The 17,815-nt window shown below is 33.5% G+C and carries 18 protein-coding genes and 1 pseudogene; 10 read left to right on the top strand and 9 right to left on the bottom strand.

Annotated features, from left to right (window positions below; all coding sequences use genetic code 11):
- Nucleotide 1: 1 nt before the first annotated feature.
- Nucleotides 2-958, top strand: a complete 957-nt coding sequence (locus tag EGX70_RS02810) for an ABC transporter permease (protein ID WP_000060306.1) — start codon at nt 2-4, stop codon at nt 956-958.
- A 204-nt stretch (nt 959-1,162) separates the two neighbouring features.
- Complete coding sequence (nox, locus tag EGX70_RS02805; protein WP_000036813.1) at nt 1,163-2,533, top strand: H2O-forming NADH oxidase; 1,371 nt, start codon at nt 1,163-1,165, stop codon at nt 2,531-2,533.
- A gap of 120 nt (nt 2,534-2,653) precedes the next feature.
- Here nox and EGX70_RS02800 read toward each other — a convergent pair whose 3' ends face one another.
- The gene (locus EGX70_RS02800; protein ID WP_000127487.1) at nt 2,654-3,643 is read right to left on the bottom strand and encodes an L-lactate dehydrogenase; all 990 of its coding nucleotides are present in this window, start codon (nt 3,641-3,643) and stop codon (nt 2,654-2,656) included.
- Between the two features lie 238 nt (nt 3,644-3,881).
- Between EGX70_RS02800 and gyrA the strand changes: the two genes are divergently transcribed.
- From gyrA to EGX70_RS02780, 4 genes are all read left to right on the top strand, one after another.
- Nucleotides 3,882-6,341, top strand: a complete 2,460-nt coding sequence (gyrA, locus tag EGX70_RS02795; RefSeq protein WP_001152975.1) for a DNA gyrase subunit A — start codon at nt 3,882-3,884, stop codon at nt 6,339-6,341.
- A gap of 6 nt (nt 6,342-6,347) precedes the next feature.
- Entirely contained in the window at nt 6,348-7,091 is a 744-nt protein-coding gene (locus EGX70_RS02790; RefSeq protein WP_001244681.1) for a class A sortase, read from the top strand.
- 15 nt (nt 7,092-7,106) lie between these two features.
- On the top strand, nt 7,107-7,520 hold the full coding sequence (locus EGX70_RS02785) for a VOC family protein (RefSeq protein WP_000770045.1): 414 nt from the start codon (nt 7,107-7,109) through the stop codon (nt 7,518-7,520).
- A 152-nt stretch (nt 7,521-7,672) separates the two neighbouring features.
- Nucleotides 7,673-8,635 (top strand): DUF1002 domain-containing protein, encoded by a 963-nt coding sequence (locus EGX70_RS02780; protein ID WP_000023418.1) that lies wholly within the window; start codon nt 7,673-7,675, stop codon nt 8,633-8,635.
- 62 nt (nt 8,636-8,697) lie between these two features.
- On the opposite strand, the gene EGX70_RS02775 is transcribed toward EGX70_RS02780, so the two are convergent.
- Nucleotides 8,698-9,825, bottom strand: coding sequence for a cation:proton antiporter (locus EGX70_RS02775; protein WP_000547446.1), 1,128 nt, complete (start codon nt 9,823-9,825; stop codon nt 8,698-8,700).
- Between the two features lie 290 nt (nt 9,826-10,115).
- Between EGX70_RS02775 and EGX70_RS02770 the strand changes: the two are divergent.
- Nucleotides 10,116-10,413, top strand: a pseudogene (locus tag EGX70_RS02770) (transposase family protein); the annotation flags it as partial.
- Between the two features lie 170 nt (nt 10,414-10,583).
- Here the strand turns inward: EGX70_RS02770 and EGX70_RS02765 are convergent.
- The 7 genes from EGX70_RS02765 to EGX70_RS02735 all read right to left on the bottom strand — a co-directional run bounded on the left by EGX70_RS02765 (nt 10,584) and on the right by EGX70_RS02735 (nt 15,835).
- Nucleotides 10,584-11,810: a site-specific integrase gene (locus EGX70_RS02765; RefSeq protein ID WP_001140786.1), complete on the bottom strand. Its 1,227-nt coding sequence runs from the start codon at nt 11,808-11,810 to the stop codon at nt 10,584-10,586.
- Between the two features lie 3 nt (nt 11,811-11,813).
- On the bottom strand, nt 11,814-12,008 hold the full coding sequence (locus EGX70_RS02760; protein ID WP_000803257.1) for a DUF3173 family protein: 195 nt from the start codon (nt 12,006-12,008) through the stop codon (nt 11,814-11,816).
- 4 nt (nt 12,009-12,012) lie between these two features.
- A complete protein-coding gene (locus EGX70_RS02755; RefSeq protein ID WP_000196485.1) occupies nt 12,013-12,831 on the bottom strand; it encodes a hypothetical protein in 819 nt (272 codons plus the stop codon).
- Nucleotides 12,832-12,932: 101 nt separating this feature from the next.
- A complete protein-coding gene (locus EGX70_RS02750; protein WP_000602606.1) occupies nt 12,933-14,342 on the bottom strand; it encodes an FtsK/SpoIIIE domain-containing protein in 1,410 nt (469 codons plus the stop codon).
- Nucleotides 14,339-14,776: a hypothetical protein gene (locus tag EGX70_RS02745; RefSeq protein WP_000026310.1), complete on the bottom strand. Its 438-nt coding sequence runs from the start codon at nt 14,774-14,776 to the stop codon at nt 14,339-14,341. Before EGX70_RS02745 ends, EGX70_RS02750 begins: the two co-directional genes overlap by 4 nt.
- 176 nt (nt 14,777-14,952) lie before the next feature.
- Nucleotides 14,953-15,615 (bottom strand): hypothetical protein, encoded by a 663-nt coding sequence (locus EGX70_RS02740; protein ID WP_001122998.1) that lies wholly within the window; start codon nt 15,613-15,615, stop codon nt 14,953-14,955.
- Nucleotides 15,616-15,622: 7 nt separating this feature from the next.
- Nucleotides 15,623-15,835, bottom strand: a complete 213-nt coding sequence (locus tag EGX70_RS02735) for a helix-turn-helix transcriptional regulator (protein WP_000626833.1) — start codon at nt 15,833-15,835, stop codon at nt 15,623-15,625.
- 113 nt (nt 15,836-15,948) lie between these two features.
- Here EGX70_RS02735 and EGX70_RS02730 point away from each other — a divergent pair, with 113 nt between their 5' ends.
- From EGX70_RS02730 to EGX70_RS02725, 3 genes are all read left to right on the top strand, one after another.
- On the top strand, nt 15,949-16,914 hold the full coding sequence (locus EGX70_RS02730; protein ID WP_253257587.1) for a hypothetical protein: 966 nt from the start codon (nt 15,949-15,951) through the stop codon (nt 16,912-16,914).
- A 162-nt stretch (nt 16,915-17,076) separates the two neighbouring features.
- Complete coding sequence (locus tag EGX70_RS11130) at nt 17,077-17,325, top strand: hypothetical protein (RefSeq protein ID WP_003060962.1); 249 nt, start codon at nt 17,077-17,079, stop codon at nt 17,323-17,325.
- A gap of 19 nt (nt 17,326-17,344) precedes the next feature.
- Entirely contained in the window at nt 17,345-17,737 is a 393-nt protein-coding gene (locus EGX70_RS02725) for a hypothetical protein (RefSeq protein WP_001051463.1), read from the top strand.
- Nucleotides 17,738-17,815: the final 78 nt, after the last annotated feature.

Here is a 17,815-nt window from a genome sequence, read left to right as displayed (position 1 = left end):
ATTGAGTTTAACAACGATTTTTGCATTGCTATTTTCATCAATGCTAATTTACGCAACACCTCTTATCTTTACAAGTATTGGGGGAACCTTCTCTGAACGTGGTGGTATCGTCAACGTTGGTTTAGAAGGAATTATGGTAATTGGAGCTTTCTCAGGCGTTGTATTTAATTTAGAGTTTGCTTCTGTTTTTGGTGATGCGACTCCATGGATTTCTGTACTAGTTGGTGGTTTAGTTGGTTTAATTTTTTCTGTTATCCATGCAGTTGCGACAGTTAATTTTCGTGCAGATCATATTATCAGCGGAACCGTTCTTAATTTAATGGCACCTTCATTAGCTGTTTTCTTGATTAAGGTTCTTTATAATAAAGGTCAAACTGATAATATTCAAGAATCATTTGGAAAATTTAATTTCCCTATACTATCAGATATTCCTTTTGTTGGTGATATCTTCTTTAAAGGAACAAGCTTAGTCGGTTATATTGCTATTCTTTTCTCATTCCTTGCTTGGTTTATTCTATATAAAACTCGCTTTGGATTAAGATTACGCTCAGTTGGAGAACATCCTCAAGCAGCAGACACCTTAGGTATTAATGTTTATCTTATGCGTTACTCTGGTGTCTTGATTTCAGGTTTCCTTGGTGGAATAGGAGGAGCTGTATATGCTCAATCTATTTCTGTTAACTTTGCAGCGACAACTATATTAGGACCGGGCTTTATCTCCTTAGCGGCGATGATTTTTGGTAAGTGGAATCCAATTGGTGCAATGCTTGCTAGTCTATTCTTTGGTTTATCGCAAAGTTTAGCAGTTATCGGTAGCCATTTACCACTTTTGAGCAATATTCCAACAGTTTATCTACAAATTGCTCCATATGTCCTCACTATCATTGTATTAGCAGCTTTCTTTGGACAAGCAGTAGCTCCTAAGGCGGATGGTATTAATTATATTAAAACGAAATAAATAAAAAGAAACTAGTATAAGCTAGTTTCTTTTTATTGTTTGTGAATTTGTGGAAAAATACTTTGTGAAAATTTCACATAAATTATAATACAATAACAATAAAATATAAAAAAATAGAAAATTGAGTCATTATTCTAGTAAGAGTTTGTGAATAATGTTATAATGTGTTTTGTTATTAATTATTTATAAAGGAGAACTCTTAATATGAGTAAAATCGTTGTCGTAGGGACAAACCACGCTGGTACAGCAGCAATTAAAACAATGCTTAGTAATTATGGTGAAGCCAATGAAATTGTAACATTTGATCAAAATTCCAATATCTCTTTCTTAGGATGTGGTATGGCTCTTTGGATTGGTGAACAGATTGATGGTCCAGAAGGATTGTTCTACTCTGATAAAGAGCAGTTGGAAAGTATGGGAGCTAAGGTTTACATGAACTCTCCAGTACTTAATATTGACTACGATAAAAAAGAAGTTACAGCTTTAGTAGATGGAAAAGAACATGTTGAAAGTTATGAAAAACTTATTTTAGCAACTGGTTCACAACCTATCATTCCACCAATTAAAGGTGTTGAAATTCAAGAAGGATCTCGTGAATTTAAAGCTACTCTTGAAAACCTTCAATTTGTGAAACTTTATCAAAATTCAGAAGAAGTTATTGAAAAGTTAGCTAAACCTGGTATCAATCGTGTTGCTGTTGTTGGGGCTGGGTATATTGGTGTAGAATTAGCAGAAGCTTTCCAACGTATTGGAAAAGAAGTAACACTTGTTGATGTTGCTGATACTTGTATGGGTGGTTACTATGATCGTGACTTTACTGATATGATGAGTAAAAACCTTGAAGACCATGGTATTCGTCTTGCTTTCGGACAAGCTGTTCAAGCAGTTGAAGGTGATGGTAAAGTAGAACGTCTTGTTACTGATAAAGAAACATTTGATGTTGATATGGTGATCTTAGCTGTTGGATTCCGTCCAAATACAGAACTCGGTGCAGGTAAATTAGATACATTCCGTAATGGCGCTTGGGTAGTTGATAAGAAGCAAGAAACAAGCGTGAAAGATGTTTATGCTATAGGTGATTGTGCGACAATTTGGGATAATTCTCGTGATGATATCAATTATATTGCTCTTGCTTCAAACGCCGTTCGTACTGGTATTGTAGCAGCTCACAATGCATGTGGTACAGAGCTTGAAGGTGCTGGTGTCCAAGGGTCAAATGGTATCTCAATCTATGGCCTTAACATGGTGTCAACTGGTTTGACTTTAGAAAAAGCAAAACAAGCTGGGTACAATGCAGTTGAAACAGGCTTTAATGACCTTCAAAAACCAGAATTTATCAAACACAATAATCATGAAGTAGCTATTAAGATTGTCTATGATAAAGATAGCCGAGTTATCCTTGGTTGCCAAATGGTCTCACACGAAGATGTATCTATGGGAATTCATATGTTCTCACTTGCTATTCAAGAAAAAGTTACTATTGAAAAGCTTGCTTTGACCGATATCTTCTTCTTACCACATTTTAATAAGCCATATAACTATATTACAATGGCTGCATTAGGCGCTAAAGATTAATTTAAAATTAAAAAGGTTAAGCGAAATGCTTAGCCTTTTATTTCATCCTTTAACAAGGTCAAAAATGTAACGGCAAAGAAAAAGCTAAGATATTCCTATCCTAGCTTTTTTTCAACTATGTTAGTTTTTTGATGCTTCTTGGAATTCTGGGTTTTTCCAAGCTTCGTCAATAATATCTTTTAATTGTTCAGCTGAGGCTTGCATTTTTTGAAGTTCAGCATCATTTAATGGGATATTAACTGGACGAACGATACCATGTGCACCTACGATTGCAGGCTGACCGATAAAGACATCTTTAACATCACCGTATTGGCCTTCTTGATATACAGATAATGGAAGAACTGCATTTTCATCATCAAGGATAGCTTTAGTAATACGAGCAAGTGCGACAGCAATACCGTAATATGTAGCACCTTTTTTGTTGATGATTGAGTATGCAGCGTCACGAACTGAAATAAACAAATCAACAAGTCCTTGTTCATCAATATCGCGATTTTCTTGTAACCATTGTTCAAGTTGGACACCAGCAACGTTAGCATGTGACCAAACGGCAAATTCTGAGTCACCGTGTTCACCCATGATGTATGCGTGAACTGAACGAGCATCAACACCAATTTTATCTGCTAAAGCTTGACGGAAACGTGCAGAGTCAAGTGAAGTACCTGAACCAATAACGCGTTCCTTAGGGAAACCTGAGAATTTCCAAGTTGAATATGTAAGTACATCTACAGGGTTAGCCGCTACTAAGAAGATACCGTTGAAACCTGATTCAACAACTTGAGTTACGATTGATTTGTTAATTGCTAAGTTTTTACCAACAAGGTCAAGTCGAGTTTCACCTGGTTTTTGAGGTGCGCCAGCAGTAATGACAACAAGGTCAGCATCTGCGCAGTCTGCATAAGTAGCTGCGTAGATTTTTTTAGGTGATGTAAATGCAAGGGCATGTGAAAGATCTTCAGCATCACCAACAGCTTTATCAAATAAAGCTGGGATTTCAATGATACCTAACTCTTGCGCAATACCTTGGTTAACAAGTGCAAAAGCGTAAGAAGAACCTACGGCACCATCACCAACGAGAATAACTTTTTTATGTTGTTTAGTTGCAGTCATTTCTAAACATCTCCTTAAATATTTTTGGGAAGTTTCCCATACACCTATATTCTATCATTTTCAATGAAAGAAGTCACTAATAAAATGTGAAAAAATTTGCAAACAAATTGAAATATCATAGAAAACTATTGAAAACGCTGAGTGTCTTGATATTTTTGATACCGATTTATCATCGCAATTTTACCTAAATTATGGTACAATGTAAGAGACTTACAGTGAAGAAAAGGGGCATTTTTTAATGCAAGATAAAAATTTAGTAGATGTTAATCTAACTAGTGAAATGAAAACGAGTTTTATCGATTACGCCATGAGTGTCATTGTTGCTCGTGCACTTCCAGATGTTAGAGATGGTTTAAAACCTGTTCATCGTCGTATTTTATATGGTATGAATGAACTAGGTGTGACACCTGATAAACCTCATAAGAAATCAGCACGTATTACTGGTGATGTTATGGGTAAATACCATCCACATGGTGATTCATCTATTTACGAAGCAATGGTGCGTATGGCACAATGGTGGTCATATCGTCATATGCTCGTTGATGGTCATGGAAACTTTGGTTCAATGGATGGGGATGGTGCTGCCGCACAGCGTTATACAGAAGCACGTATGAGTAAAATTGCTCTTGAGATGCTTCGTGATATCAATAAAAATACAGTTGATTTTCAAGATAACTATGATGGCAGTGAACGTGAACCTCTTGTTTTACCAGCGCGTTTCCCTAATTTATTAGTCAATGGTGCAACTGGTATTGCTGTAGGTATGGCAACAAATATTCCACCACATAATCTAGGTGAGTCTATAGATGCTGTCAAATTGGTTATGGATAACCCTGATGTTACTACACGGGAGTTAATGGAAGTTATTCCTGGTCCAGATTTTCCTACTGGTGCCTTGGTGATGGGACGTTCAGGTATTCACCGTGCCTATGAAACTGGGAAGGGATCAATTGTCTTACGTTCACGGACTGAAATTGAAACAACTTCAAATGGGAAAGAGCGTATTGTTGTCACAGAGTTTCCATATGGCGTTAATAAAACAAAAGTACACGAGCATATTGTACGTTTAGCACAAGAAAAGCGCATTGAAGGTATTACTGCTGTTCGTGATGAATCAAGTCGTGAAGGCGTTCGTTTTGTTATTGAAGTTCGTCGTGCTGCTTCAGCAAATGTGATTTTAAATAATCTTTTCAAATTAACTAGCTTGCAGACAAATTTTAGCTTCAATATGCTTGCTATTGAAAAAGGTGTTCCAAAAATTTTGTCATTACGACAAATCATTGATAACTATATTGAACACCAAAAGGAAGTTATTGTTCGTCGTACTCAGTTTGACAAAGCTAAAGCAGGAGCCCGTGCTCATATCTTAGAAGGTTTACTTGTGGCGCTTGATCACTTGGATGAAGTTATCACAATTATTCGTAATAGTGAGACAGACACCATTGCTCAAGCAGAGTTGATGTCACGTTTTGAATTATCGGAGCGTCAGAGTCAAGCTATTTTAGATATGCGTCTTCGTCGTTTAACTGGATTAGAACGCGATAAAATCCAATCAGAATACAATGACTTACTAGCTTTAATTGCTGATTTAGCAGATATCTTAGCTAAGCCTGAACGTGTTGTTACCATTATAAAAGAAGAGATGGATGAGGTTAAGCGTAAGTATGCTGATGCCCGTCGTACAGAATTAATGATTGGTGAAGTTTTATCACTTGAAGATGAAGACCTTATTGAGGAAGAAGATGTTCTTATTACTCTCTCAAACAAGGGATATATCAAGCGTCTCGCTCAAGATGAGTTTAGAGCACAAAAACGTGGAGGACGCGGTATTCAAGGGACTGGAGTTAATAACGATGATTTTGTTCGTGAATTGGTTTCAACAAGTACTCACGATACTGTGCTTTTCTTTACAAATTTAGGGCGTGTGTATCGTTTGAAAGCATATGAAATTCCAGAATATGGACGTACAGCTAAAGGCCTCCCTATCGTTAACCTTTTAAAACTTGACGAAGGTGAGACAATTCAAACAATTATTAACGCTAGAAAAGAAGATGTCGCTAATAAATATTTCTTTTTCACAACTCAGCAAGGTATAGTGAAACGTACAAGTGTTTCTGAATTTAGTAACATTCGTCAAAATGGACTTCGTGCTATTAATTTGAAAGAGAATGACGAGTTGATTAACGTCCTCTTGATTGACGAAAATGAAGATGTTATTATCGGGACACGTACAGGCTACTCTGTTCGCTTCAAAGTGAACGCTGTACGTAATATGGGACGCACAGCGACTGGGGTACGAGGCGTTAATCTTCGTGAAGGTGATAAAGTTGTGGGAGCTTCTCGTATCGTTAATGGACAAGAAGTACTAATCATCACTGAAAAAGGTTATGGCAAGAGAACAGAAGCTTCGGAATATCCTACAAAAGGCCGTGGTGGTAAAGGAATAAAAACCGCTAATATTACTGCTAAAAATGGGCCATTAGCACGCTTAGTGACGATTAATGGAAATGAGGACATCATGGTCATTACAGATACAGGTGTTATTATTCGAACCAATGTTGCTAATATTTCTCAAACTGGTCGTTCTACCATGGGTGTTAAAGTGATGAGACTTGATCAAGAAGCTAAAATCGTCACTGTTGCGCTAGTGGAACAAGAAATTGAAGATAAGTCTAATATAGAGGATACAAAAGAATAGGAAGTTATGCGTAATAAAAAAAAATCACATGGTTTCTTTAACTTTGTTAGATGGTTATTGGTTGTATTGCTAATTATTGTTGGGTTGGCTTTGGTGTTCAATAAACCAATTCGCAATGCTTTCATAGCTCATCAATCAAATCATTATCAAATTTCACGAGTTAGTAAAAAAACAATTGAAAAAAATAAGAAATCTAAAACAAGTTATGACTTTTCATCAGTCAAATCTATTAGTACAGAATCGATTTTATCTGCTCAAACGAAATCACATAATTTGCCTGTAATAGGAGGGATTGCTATACCAGATGTCGAAATCAATCTCCCAATTTTCAAAGGACTGGGCAATACAGAGTTGAGTTATGGTGCAGGAACGATGAAAGAAAACCAGATTATGGGAGGCCCAAATAACTATGCCTTAGCTAGTCACCATGTCTTTGGTTTGACAGGTTCTTCTAAGATGCTCTTTTCACCTTTAGAACATGCTAAGAAAGGTATGAAAGTTTACCTCACTGATAAAAGCAAAGTATACACTTACACTATTACTGAAATTTCAAAGGTAACACCAGAACATGTTGAGGTTATTGATGATACACCTGGCAAGAGCCAACTCACTTTAGTGACCTGTACGGATCCAGAAGCCACAGAACGTATTATTGTGCATGCTGAATTAGAAAAAACAGGTGAATTTTCAACAGCAGATGAGTCGATATTAAAAGCATTTTCGAAAAAATATAATCAAATTAATCTCTAGAAGGTAGTTAGAATTATGAAATTAAAGACTGTTCATCATATTGCGATAATTGTTTCTGACTATGAAAAGTCAAAAGACTTCTATGTTAATAAGCTAGGATTTGAAATTATTCGTGAAAACCATCGTCCGGAGCGTCATGATTATAAATTAGATTTACGGTGCGGTGATATTGAGCTTGAAATATTTGGAAATCGTCTTGATGATCCAGAATATGAAACTCCTCCTCAGAGAATAGGTAGGCCGAATTGGCCACGTGAAGCATGTGGTTTACGACACCTTGCCTTTTACGTTCCAGATGTGGAAGCGTACAAGGTAGAACTGGAGAATTTAGGAATTTTTGTAGAGCCTATTCGTTACGATGACTATACTGGCAAAAAGATGACCTTTTTCTTTGATCCAGATGGTTTACCTTTAGAATTACATGAATAATAAACAAAGTTGCGTGGATACGCAACTTTGTTTAATTTACTGAATAATTTTATATTCAAGAAGTTTTTTAAAGAAATAAGTAAGTTAATCATGGTATAATGTAAGGTATGAAAAGAATTGAAAAGGAATTATTTTGAAATGAGGATACTAAAATGAGTATTAAAAAGCTATTGTTTGCAGGCCTTGCTTTTATTTTATTTACCCTAGCGAGTCCAGCATATGCTGCATCAGATGTTCAGAAAGTTATTGATGAAACTTATGTTCAACCTGATTATGTCTTAGGTTATTCGCTAAATCAAGAACAGCGTGCACAGACATTACAACTTCTGAATTATGATGAATCTAGAGACACGAAAGTTAAAACGCTAAATACTAGCTCATATGCTAAAATAATGAATATAGCTGATGATGCAAGCATCCAATTATATTCATCTGTTAAAATAAAAAAATTAGGGTCTAACGATACCTTAGCAGTAAACATTGTTACACCTGAGAATATTACTAAAGTTACAGAAGATATGTATCGCAATGCTGCAGTTACATTAGGTATTGAGCATGCAACGATATCAGTGGCTGCTCCAATAAAAGTAACTGGGGAGAGTGCTCTTGCAGGTATCTATTATTCATTAGAGAAAAATGGAGCAAGTGTATCATCAGAAAATAAACAACTAGCACAAGAAGAGTTAAGTACTTTATCTGGTATTAATGCTGAGAATAAGGGTAAGGAAGGTTATGACGCCGACAAGCTTAATGTAGCTTTAACGGATATTAAGTCAGCCGTAGCTAAAGGAGGATCTGATCTTTCAAAAGATGATATTCGAAAAATTGTTGAGGAAACATTGAAAAATTATCATCTTGATAACGCTGTAACGGAAAATCAAATAAATTTAATTGTTAATTTTGCAGTTAATCTTTCACAAAGTAATGTCATCAAAAATAGTGATTTCACGAACACCTTGAATAATTTGAAAGACAACATTGTTTCGAAAGCAGGATCTAAATTTAAAAATATCAATGTCAATTTTAATGCTAATAAAGCTGTTGAATCAGGTAAGGGATTTTTAGCTAATATTTGGCAACAAATTGTTAATTTTTTCCAGCAGTTTGGTAGTTAATAAAAAAGTCTAGCTTATAAGCTAGACTTTTTTTACCCTAAATAAATGTTTGTGTTTTTTTACTAATCTTTAAATGAATATTTAAGAATAAATGGCGCAATAATAGTTGATAGTATAACAACAATAACAAGCTCGGAATAAGTAGTGCTTGAAATAATTTTAGCAGCTAATCCAACTTGAACTATAATGAGAGCCATCTCGCCACGACTGACCATTCCACCACCAATTGTTAAAGATTCTAATTTGGAAAAATTAAAGCCTCGACCGACAAAGTACCCTGGAATTAATTTTGATAAAACAGCCAAAGCAGTAAAGATTAATATCGTGTGAAGGTGAGACATCATTCCATCGAATTTAAGAGGTAGTGCAATTGAAGCGAAGAAAATTGGGATAAAGAAGGTGTAACTAAGAAGTGAAATTTTATGTTCTACCTTATCAACAAAAGAAGTTTGTCCAATAGCTAATCCTGCAAAAAACGAACCAATGATAGAACTCATTCCAACTTTATCGGCTAAAATTGATAGAGAAAAACAGATAAGGATAGCAAGAATAGTATATTTCTCAAAGAAATGAACCTTTTCGATTAATTTGAAAAGAGCAGGTACAAGGTATTTCATACAAATAAATAAGAAAACAAAGAATAACAATTGAATGATAATTTGTAATCCGATATTAGAAGAGCTTCCATTTGTTGCAATAAAGACACTCAGAAGCAAAACAGCTAAGACATCATCAGCAACAGCAGCACCTAAAATAATAGCACCAGTATCTGTTTTTACACGATTGTATTCTTGTAAAACTTCAACTGTGATAGAAATACTAGTTGCAGCAAATACGAGCCCGTAAAAGATAGCAGTATTGATTTGGAACCCAAACAAGCGTGTCAAGAAGTAGAAGAGAGCCATAGGAACAATAACACCAGTAATTGCGACCAGTAGACTGGGCTTAAGATACTTCTTTAAAAGATCAAAATTAGCTTCAAGACCCGCTAAAAACATGAGTAAGATAACACCAATTTCTGACAAGACATGTAATACCTGATTTTGATGAACAAGTCCTAGCATTGCAGGTCCGATGATGATACCTACAAGTAGTTGTCCAACAACAGCCGGTATTCCAATTCTTTTTGAAATAAGAGTTGCAAGAACGCTTGCCAACAAAATGATTGTAATTTGAATGATAATATGCATTTTTTCCTCCTAATATTAATAAAATGATATCAATCATATTGTACTGAATATTTAGAATACCATTTTTTAAGCCTAAAATCTAGGAATATTTCTTTTCTGTCTTTTTCATATTATTATCAAGAAAATGGAAAAATATACTGAAAAATATTCAATTTAAGAATAATGAACTTGTAACTATCGAACTACATAAAAATGATATTTTAAGTGTAAGTATCTCTTATTAGACTTCCTGCGAAACAAAATATGGTACAATAGTTCTATGAATTATGAAGCAAGCAAACAATTAACTAATGAGTCGCAGAAACATCGGACAAGCTGCTAAAATCTTGGCAGACAGTGGTTATCAAGGGATCATGAAGATGTATTCACAAGCGCAAACTCCGAGGAAATCAAGCAAACTTAAGCCACTAACTCTTGAAGATAAAACCTATAACCATACGCTATCCAAAGAGAGAATCAAGGTTGAGAATATTTTGCCAAAGTAAAACGTTTAAAATATTTTCAACAACCTATCGAAATCGACGCAAACGGTTTGGATTACGAATGAATTTGATTGCTGGAATGATCAACCGTGAACTAGGATTTTAGTTTCGCAGGAAGTCTATTCAAGAAATAAGAGTAAAAAAACTTAGCTACTTAAAGTAGCTAAGTTTTTATTCCCACTCAATTAAAAATTTCATAGGTTGAGTGCCAGAAAACCTTGATTTATTAAGGGTTGTAATGCCTTTTAAATCTATTTGGCGGGATTTCTGGCGGGGTTATCTTTTTAGGTTTTGATTCCCGTTAAATTGAATTTTTGTTTTTGGAGCCGTATGTATGGATATATTCCCACTCATTATTTCAGCAATAGATTCATCAGCTCCACTCCAAAGGTGTGAGTAATGTTTCAAAGTAATTTCTGGGCTAGAATGACCTAACCTTTTCGATAAAATCAAGACAGATACATTAAATTCGTTTATCAAATAAGAAGCGTTACTATGGCGAAGCCCTTTACCTTGTATTCGCTTTACGCCAGCAAGTTCAGAGTATCGTTTAATAATTCTAGCTAGTGTAGATTTTATCATCGGAAAGCTATCATAGGTAAAGACAAAATCAGTTTCATTACCTAAGCCGATTTCTTTTTGTCTTTTCTTCCAATGCTTTAGAATAGCAATAGTATCATCATCTAGGGAAATAATTCGTTTGCCATCACTTGTTTTAGTGTAGGCGTTTCTTTGCCAGTTTTTCCTTGATTTTAGAATAAGCATATGATGTACACGCATTCGTTTCTTAGCGAAGTCAATATCGTTCCAGAACAGCCCCATGCCTTCGTTGATGCGTATGCCTGTTGTAAAATAAGTCCAGAGCATAACGAAATTCAGATGTTCGTAAAAATCATCAATACAGATTTGAGCAATGACACGCTCAAATTCGACTTTAGTCCAGTAGGGAACGATAGCTTTTCCTTTTGGAATAGCTTTAGCCTTTTTAGAAATATTATTTTCCAAATACCCCATTTCTACAGCATAATCTAGGGATTTTCTAAACATACCAAAGATAAGACTAGCATAGGCTTGAGAATAACCAGAGCCGTTTTCTTCCTTCCTTGATAGTAACCATATTCTATAATTCTGAATATCTTCAATAGTTAAATTACGTAACGTCCTATTTTCAAAGCGTTCTGCAATTTTTTCAAGGTTTTTGATTCTAACAGCATAGGTGCTTTCTTCTACATACGATTTATAATATGGAATATAACAATCTAAAATAAATTGCTTTACGTTCATATTGTAGTTAGCGTAGGCGTGAGCCTTATGATATTCTCGTTTTATTCTAGTAAGCTCTAAATAGGCTTCTCTGGCAGTAGAAAAAGGTTTCCCATTGCTATCTTTTCTGCTTTTCTTACGAATTCGCTTACCGCTGATTTTGTCAATTCCTAGCTCTGTTTCATAGAAATATTTTCCTTTCGTGTCTATAAACACACCACTATAACGTGTTTTTGCCATTTGTCAGTCCTCATCCAGTTCTACACCGATAAGGTTTTCTACATTTTTACGTGGCACTAATCCGAGCCTACGGTTATTGTAGAATGGTATGCCTTTATTATACACCAAATCTTGCTTTACCGCCTGAATAATACTAATCGCAGTATGTTTTTTATAACCTAGTTTTATTAAGTCGTCTTTGCTAATCAATGGTTTCATACGCTCACAGTTCCTTTCTTATTCTTATTTTTGTGCCAGTTGAATTTGCGGTAATATCTCCATTCTCATCTATTGATAGGTTGTAAATAGCAATATCTTCTTTATATTCAAGATTATCTAAATGACCTAAGGAAAAACTAGGGGTTAATCCCTCAAAATAGTTTCTTTCTAGATTTTCATAACTTACTATCGGTTTTATTAAACCACGAGATGAAAAATATTTTGGCTGTTTATATCCACTTGGAATAGCTAGTAAATCTTTTGTGATATATTTTGTAATGTAGTTAGCAACTTTTTTAGAAGAATCGATTTTTGTAACGGTACTAAATCCTAATTGATACGAATCAACATTATAGACTTGCTTGCCATTCTTTTTTATCAATCGACCAGTTTTAGTATTTCTTGCTTTTGTTAATTTTGGACTAAAACCGCCTGTTACTCCATGAAAATGAAGCCGTCCATTCTTGTGTAATTCTGGTATGAAAATGTAACGAAATTTTCCATATTTTTCACGCTGAGCTTTGAGCCAAGTACGTATTTTCTTTTTTACTATTAAATAATCATGAGAATTGATTTTCGCATCGTCAAAAGTTAATGTCCAAAATAAATCGAAATCATTACATAATAGATAGTGACGGATTCGTCTTTTGATTCGATGAGATTGTTGATATAACTCATCATAGCTTGGCTTTTTGCAAGAAGGAGTAGTATCTTTAATACCATTTTCTCCTAATCGTCTAATCTTGGGATTTCTATAATGAATTATTTCAAAAGTATTCGAGCTATATTGAACTATTTTTGTGTTATATACTTCTCTTGTCATTTATCCTCCGCTTATCATGCCTGCATGTCAAGTAGCAGGCTAATACACACATCTAGCGAGCTCTGGCTTGCTTGGGCAAGCCAGCTCACTAGATAGTTAATTCATTCTATCTGCTTTCTTGGAATAGTTTGAAAGTCTCTTATTTTATCTTTGAAATCTCTTGAATTCAAATCAAAATATGGAGTCTCAAAATATTTTATTCCGTTTGTTTTCGGAGTTAGAATATATCCTTTTCCAACTCCTCCTCTGTAATCAACCAAAAGGTCTTTTTTCTCTTTGCCCATGATACTATAAAAAGTTTCCTCGGATATACTAGCGTCGCTTGCAAGTATTATTCTAGTTTGACATTGTTCGGTGATTGCCCTAGGTAAATCAGAGGCGAGGAGTTTTTGGCTTGCTAGAATAAGCAATCCTCTTCCAGAAGCTCTTGATTTTAAGGCGAGTATTTTTAATAATCTAACCATTTCCTTTTGTTGAGCTGGAGTTCCAGATTCTAATGCTGCCAGTACCTCATCAAATATAAGATAATGGGCTGGTAGAGAGAAATCTTTATATGTAGTTGAAAAATCAACTGAAGAAAAGGAGAAGTAGCGTTTATATATATCTTCCATTTCAAATACCATTTGTTCTAGAAGTAGAACAATCTCTTCTGCATTGCGTGCGACAGGAATACCTAGATTTTCAAAAGTAGCACCTAAAGAGGTTTGTTTTGCATCAATTAAACTTACAGAGTGCCCTTGTTTGATTAATAAGCCAGCTAGTGTGGCTAAGTAAAGTGATTTTCCAGCTCCACTAGGGGCTATTATAATCTGATGACTAGCCTCACTAGCTATATCGAAGAAAATATTGTCATAAAGTTTTATTGGATTGTGATTTACACAGTAATCATCATCAGTAATCTCAAACAATTCACTTACGGAATATCTTATTGGATTTTCGCCGTATTTAAGGACAACAATATTACTATCTATAGTGGATTCCAAAAGATTCCATTCTTCGTGGGTAGCCTGGATAAGAAATTCGGTCAACCTTCTAGATATTTCTTTTACTTGCTGAATACTAGGTATAGTCCCAGACGGATTGAGCTTAATTACAATCCTGTCAGCTTCTTTATAAAATTTCCATTCAACTGTTTTTATCTGGGTTTTATTAGAAGGGAGTTGTATTAAATCTAGTCGTTCTGTTGCAAGCTCAAGAATGCTTAAAAATCTGTATTTCCAGATAGGAGAATAAACTGAAAATAAGAGTCTCATACCAATATGACCGATAAAAAGAGCGACAAGAGCAGAAGATACAATAATACCTATCTTGTAAACAACGTTTAATATAGGCAACATTGATGAAAGAAAGGTAATAGGAAGAGATAGTAGGAGAACCTTAAATAGTTTCTTGAGAATAGCAGATTGCTTTCCTTTACGAACTTCTATGGTTTCTGATATAGATAAATAAGTAGGGGAATCCTCACGAAAATCATATCTACTAAAATTTCGTTTTATTTTATTTAGTATCATGATTTACCGCCCAATAACTTTACTTCTGAAATTATGAGTTTGAATTCTCTGTAAGCACCGCTATTCCGACCATCAGACACCCATTTCAATGCTAAAAGTGCTTCATCTAAGTCGATGGTTTTAGCTATAATAGCTTCGTTATTGAGTTTCTTTAAAGATGCTTCATCGTTTTGTACTTCAATCGTAAAGGGTTTTATAGTGCTTAAATCTCCTCCTACTTCTTGAATAGCTTTTACAATTTCTGGCTGGAGAGCAGATAAAACTTTTTTACTTATGGTTCCATCAATGACTTCATTTTTTTCATTACGCTTAGGAATATCTCTGCATTCAATAACAAAAGCAGTAGTAGGAATATGTTCGACATTAGAAGTTCCAATAAGTAGATTTTTTAAGCTAGGTGAGCTGAAACTCACATTTTCAATATTTATAGACATACCTATACCTCAGTTGTTTTTATTGTGTGCACACTTGATAAATTTATCAAGAAGTTCATGACCTCCTTGACAACCTTATTTTCGCATTTTTGATAAATAGAGGTGTGGGGATAAAATTTTTATGACAATAAAAAAATCCCCACACGAAGTGAGGGAAAAAATGTTATAATAAAGGTTTAATCATTTTTGTTTATCAAATTTTCAAGTGTTATTTTATCTATTATTGGTAATAAAACATACTTTGCTAGCAACTCTAACTTATCAGGAAGATACTTGAAAGTAAGAAAAGTATCTTTGTTTTTCGAAGATAGAAGAACAGAATCTTTTTCTATAAATGAAAATATTGAATCTTCCTCTAAAATTTCTATTGTATCAAATTGATTGTATGTAAAATCAATAAATTTATCTTTCAGTTCATCATAATTGGAACTACCAAAAGAAAAATTTACTTGAAAATACTCTTTGATAGAATTTGTATCTAGTAAAGATAAATTCAATAGATGCTTGGCATATTCCGGTATTTCTTGAATATCAAGTATCATTGCGATAAAAAAATCTTCTAAATAATCATCTATATTGTCACCCCAAAGTAATTCGTTTTCATCATGAAAATAATGCTCTTGTTTGACTAGAAAATTTATCACACCGGGAGTTATCAAATATTCTGCACGTAATTTGTCTAGACTAGAATAACTTAAAATATTTCCTATTAGTTTCTCATCATTTGGATAAAAAGATATATTAGATTGATAGCCATAATCTTCATACACTTTTTGAATTCGTTCTGAACAGTTTTTAAAAATTATATGACACGAGTTTTTAAATTTTGTTATTGGCATAAGAATATTATTCCTCCCCTTCATCTGGAATATAAGTAATTACATCAGATACGTTACAGTCTAAAATAAAACACAAAGTATCTAATGTAGCTGTAGTTATTGGTTTTCCTTTTTTCATTCTATGTAGCGTATTGCTTGATAAGCCGTGGTGAAAAATTAACTCATATTCAGTCTTACCTTGGTTAAATAAAGTTTCGTAAAAAGGTTTATATGAAATCATCTGTTATCTCATTTCCGTATATTGATAATTTCATTCTACATCCGTCAATTTATTGACTATACTCAATAAATTGACTATAATTAAGTACGGAGAATAAGATAGGAGATATTACAATGAAACTCGAAGATTTTCAGACATATCCATTCAAAAGTCTGCAAGAATATATTTCAGACAAAGACAGAGCAGTAAAATTTAGTTTTTTACTACAGGGAGATGAACCCGACCGCTCTGAATTGACCAAATTAATATATAGTGAGATTTTTGAATGGTATAACGAGAATGAACATAGTGGAGACACACTTATAACATATCGTACAGCTATTTTTAGAAAGTATTATGGAAAATCATATCGCAACTTATCTAGAGATAAGCAAAATGAAATTCTTAATGTCATAAAATCATATACTCATTGTGATGAAGATTTTCCTTTCGAATTTGAACTTGAGGATAAAGAAAATCCCGTTTATCAGATTTGTAATAATTATCAAATAGGAAATTTTGGGATTTTTCCAAAAGGAAGAATTAATCCAAAAAGAGCTCAGTCTCCATACAATGATTATTTTGACCTTGCTTTATCAGTCATATGGGAGTTATATGATGGTACATTGACTCCGGATGACGAGTTTAAAAAAGCCATTTTAGATGAAAAAGAATATTTTAACCAATTTGAAGACTTTGAAACGTTTTTATCTGAAAATTTTTTAACAGTATTCTTTGATGATGAGGGATACTTAATTCGTTTATCTGAAATTGACAGTTTTGAAGAATATGTAAGAATGAGCAACCAAATCATTTATACAAGGGGAATTGCTATCCTTAACTATCTTCAGTCAAGGTATACTAACAATAATAATTTATCAGTACAACAATTTAATGACGAGCCACAATTATCATCAAAACCTACTTCTGAAGAATTAGCCTATGAAGCACTTAAAATTGCTGAAGAAGAGGTAGATAAAATTTTTAAATTAGACGAACATTTTAATCAAAAAAATTCTAATTTAAGTCAGTTGAAATTAGAATTTACAAAGAAAAAAATATATGGTGGTTTTGTTATTTTATTGCTTATCATCTTTTAAATTTTTAGTAATTCAGAAATCCTTTTTTTCGCTTGGATTTTATCTATAATACTATATTTAAGTGATAAAGTTAGAATTTTTAAAGAGAAAATTAAGTATAATAAATTAATTAGAGAGAATCAAAAAGAGCATACAGAGGAAAAGAAGAAATTATTATCTACTTTGAGGAAAGAATATTTTTCTATTCCAACAGAATTCAGGAAGCATAATCATATTTCGAGAATAAGATACTATTTAAATGCTAATATTGCTTCAAATTTAGAACAAGCAATTCATTATTATTCAAATGAGTATAATACAAAAATGATGGAAGAACAGATTTATAATTTACATCATTCAAATAAAATTTTACAAGATAGAGTTACGGAGCTTGAATTAGAAAAAGAGAGAAGAGAGTTGGATAGATATTAATAAAAAGGAGCAAACTATAATGGCAAAATTTAATTTCCAAACAATTCAAGTTTATAGTGAATTAAGTAAGTTTGAGATAGAAGAAATACTATATAATGCCACCAAAAGGCTGAGTGGTAGTATTGAGAGGCAAAATTCTAAAGAAATCTCATATTCTGGTCAAGGAAATTTTTTAGACTATATTAAACATCCAGGTTTAAGTAGATATACATGTTGGCAAGTTCTAGTGACTATAACAGATTTAGATAATGGACGAAAAGTTGAATTAATAGCTGTAGGAGAATCGCCTTTTAGTTACTTGCTAAATAATTTTCTTTCAATCATTACTTTTGATACCTTATTTCAAGGTCACCGTAATCTGAATTTTGGAATATCAAAGGAAAAGGCTAAACATTTTTCTAGTCTCTTGTAAAAATTTTAGATAAAAAAACTCTTTACTTCAAATTAAGAGTTTTTTTATTTTAGTTTATAAGAATAAAATAGGGTATTT

This window comes from Streptococcus sp. FDAARGOS_522 (assembly GCF_003812445.1).
Lineage (GTDB): Bacteria > Bacillota > Bacilli > Lactobacillales > Streptococcaceae > Streptococcus > Streptococcus agalactiae.
This window is presented reverse-complemented; position numbering and strand designations above follow the sequence as displayed.

Coding starts and splice junctions, on each gene's coding strand:
- EGX70_RS02740 (WP_001122998.1), bottom strand. CDS start 15,615: ATGCCAATAACAAAATTTAAAAACTCGTGTCATATAATTTTTAAAAAC.
- EGX70_RS02765 (WP_001140786.1), bottom strand. CDS start 11,810: ATGGCAAAAACACGTTATAGTGGTGTGTTTATAGACACGAAAGGAAAA.
- EGX70_RS02745 (WP_000026310.1), bottom strand. CDS start 14,776: ATGTCTATAAATATTGAAAATGTGAGTTTCAGCTCACCTAGCTTAAAA.
- EGX70_RS02750 (WP_000602606.1), bottom strand. CDS start 14,342: ATGATACTAAATAAAATAAAACGAAATTTTAGTAGATATGATTTTCGT.
- EGX70_RS02725 (WP_001051463.1), top strand. CDS start 17,345: ATGGCAAAATTTAATTTCCAAACAATTCAAGTTTATAGTGAATTAAGT.
- EGX70_RS02735 (WP_000626833.1), bottom strand. CDS start 15,835: ATGATTTCATATAAACCTTTTTACGAAACTTTATTTAACCAAGGTAAG.
- EGX70_RS02790 (WP_001244681.1), top strand. CDS start 6,348: ATGCGTAATAAAAAAAAATCACATGGTTTCTTTAACTTTGTTAGATGG.
- EGX70_RS02785 (WP_000770045.1), top strand. CDS start 7,107: ATGAAATTAAAGACTGTTCATCATATTGCGATAATTGTTTCTGACTAT.
- EGX70_RS02760 (WP_000803257.1), bottom strand. CDS start 12,008: ATGAAACCATTGATTAGCAAAGACGACTTAATAAAACTAGGTTATAAA.
- EGX70_RS02730 (WP_253257587.1), top strand. CDS start 15,949: ATGAAACTCGAAGATTTTCAGACATATCCATTCAAAAGTCTGCAAGAA.
- gyrA (WP_001152975.1), top strand. CDS start 3,882: ATGCAAGATAAAAATTTAGTAGATGTTAATCTAACTAGTGAAATGAAA.
- EGX70_RS02775 (WP_000547446.1), bottom strand. CDS start 9,825: ATGCATATTATCATTCAAATTACAATCATTTTGTTGGCAAGCGTTCTT.
- nox (WP_000036813.1), top strand. CDS start 1,163: ATGAGTAAAATCGTTGTCGTAGGGACAAACCACGCTGGTACAGCAGCA.
- EGX70_RS02800 (WP_000127487.1), bottom strand. CDS start 3,643: ATGACTGCAACTAAACAACATAAAAAAGTTATTCTCGTTGGTGATGGT.
- EGX70_RS02755 (WP_000196485.1), bottom strand. CDS start 12,831: ATGACAAGAGAAGTATATAACACAAAAATAGTTCAATATAGCTCGAAT.
- EGX70_RS02780 (WP_000023418.1), top strand. CDS start 7,673: ATGAGTATTAAAAAGCTATTGTTTGCAGGCCTTGCTTTTATTTTATTT.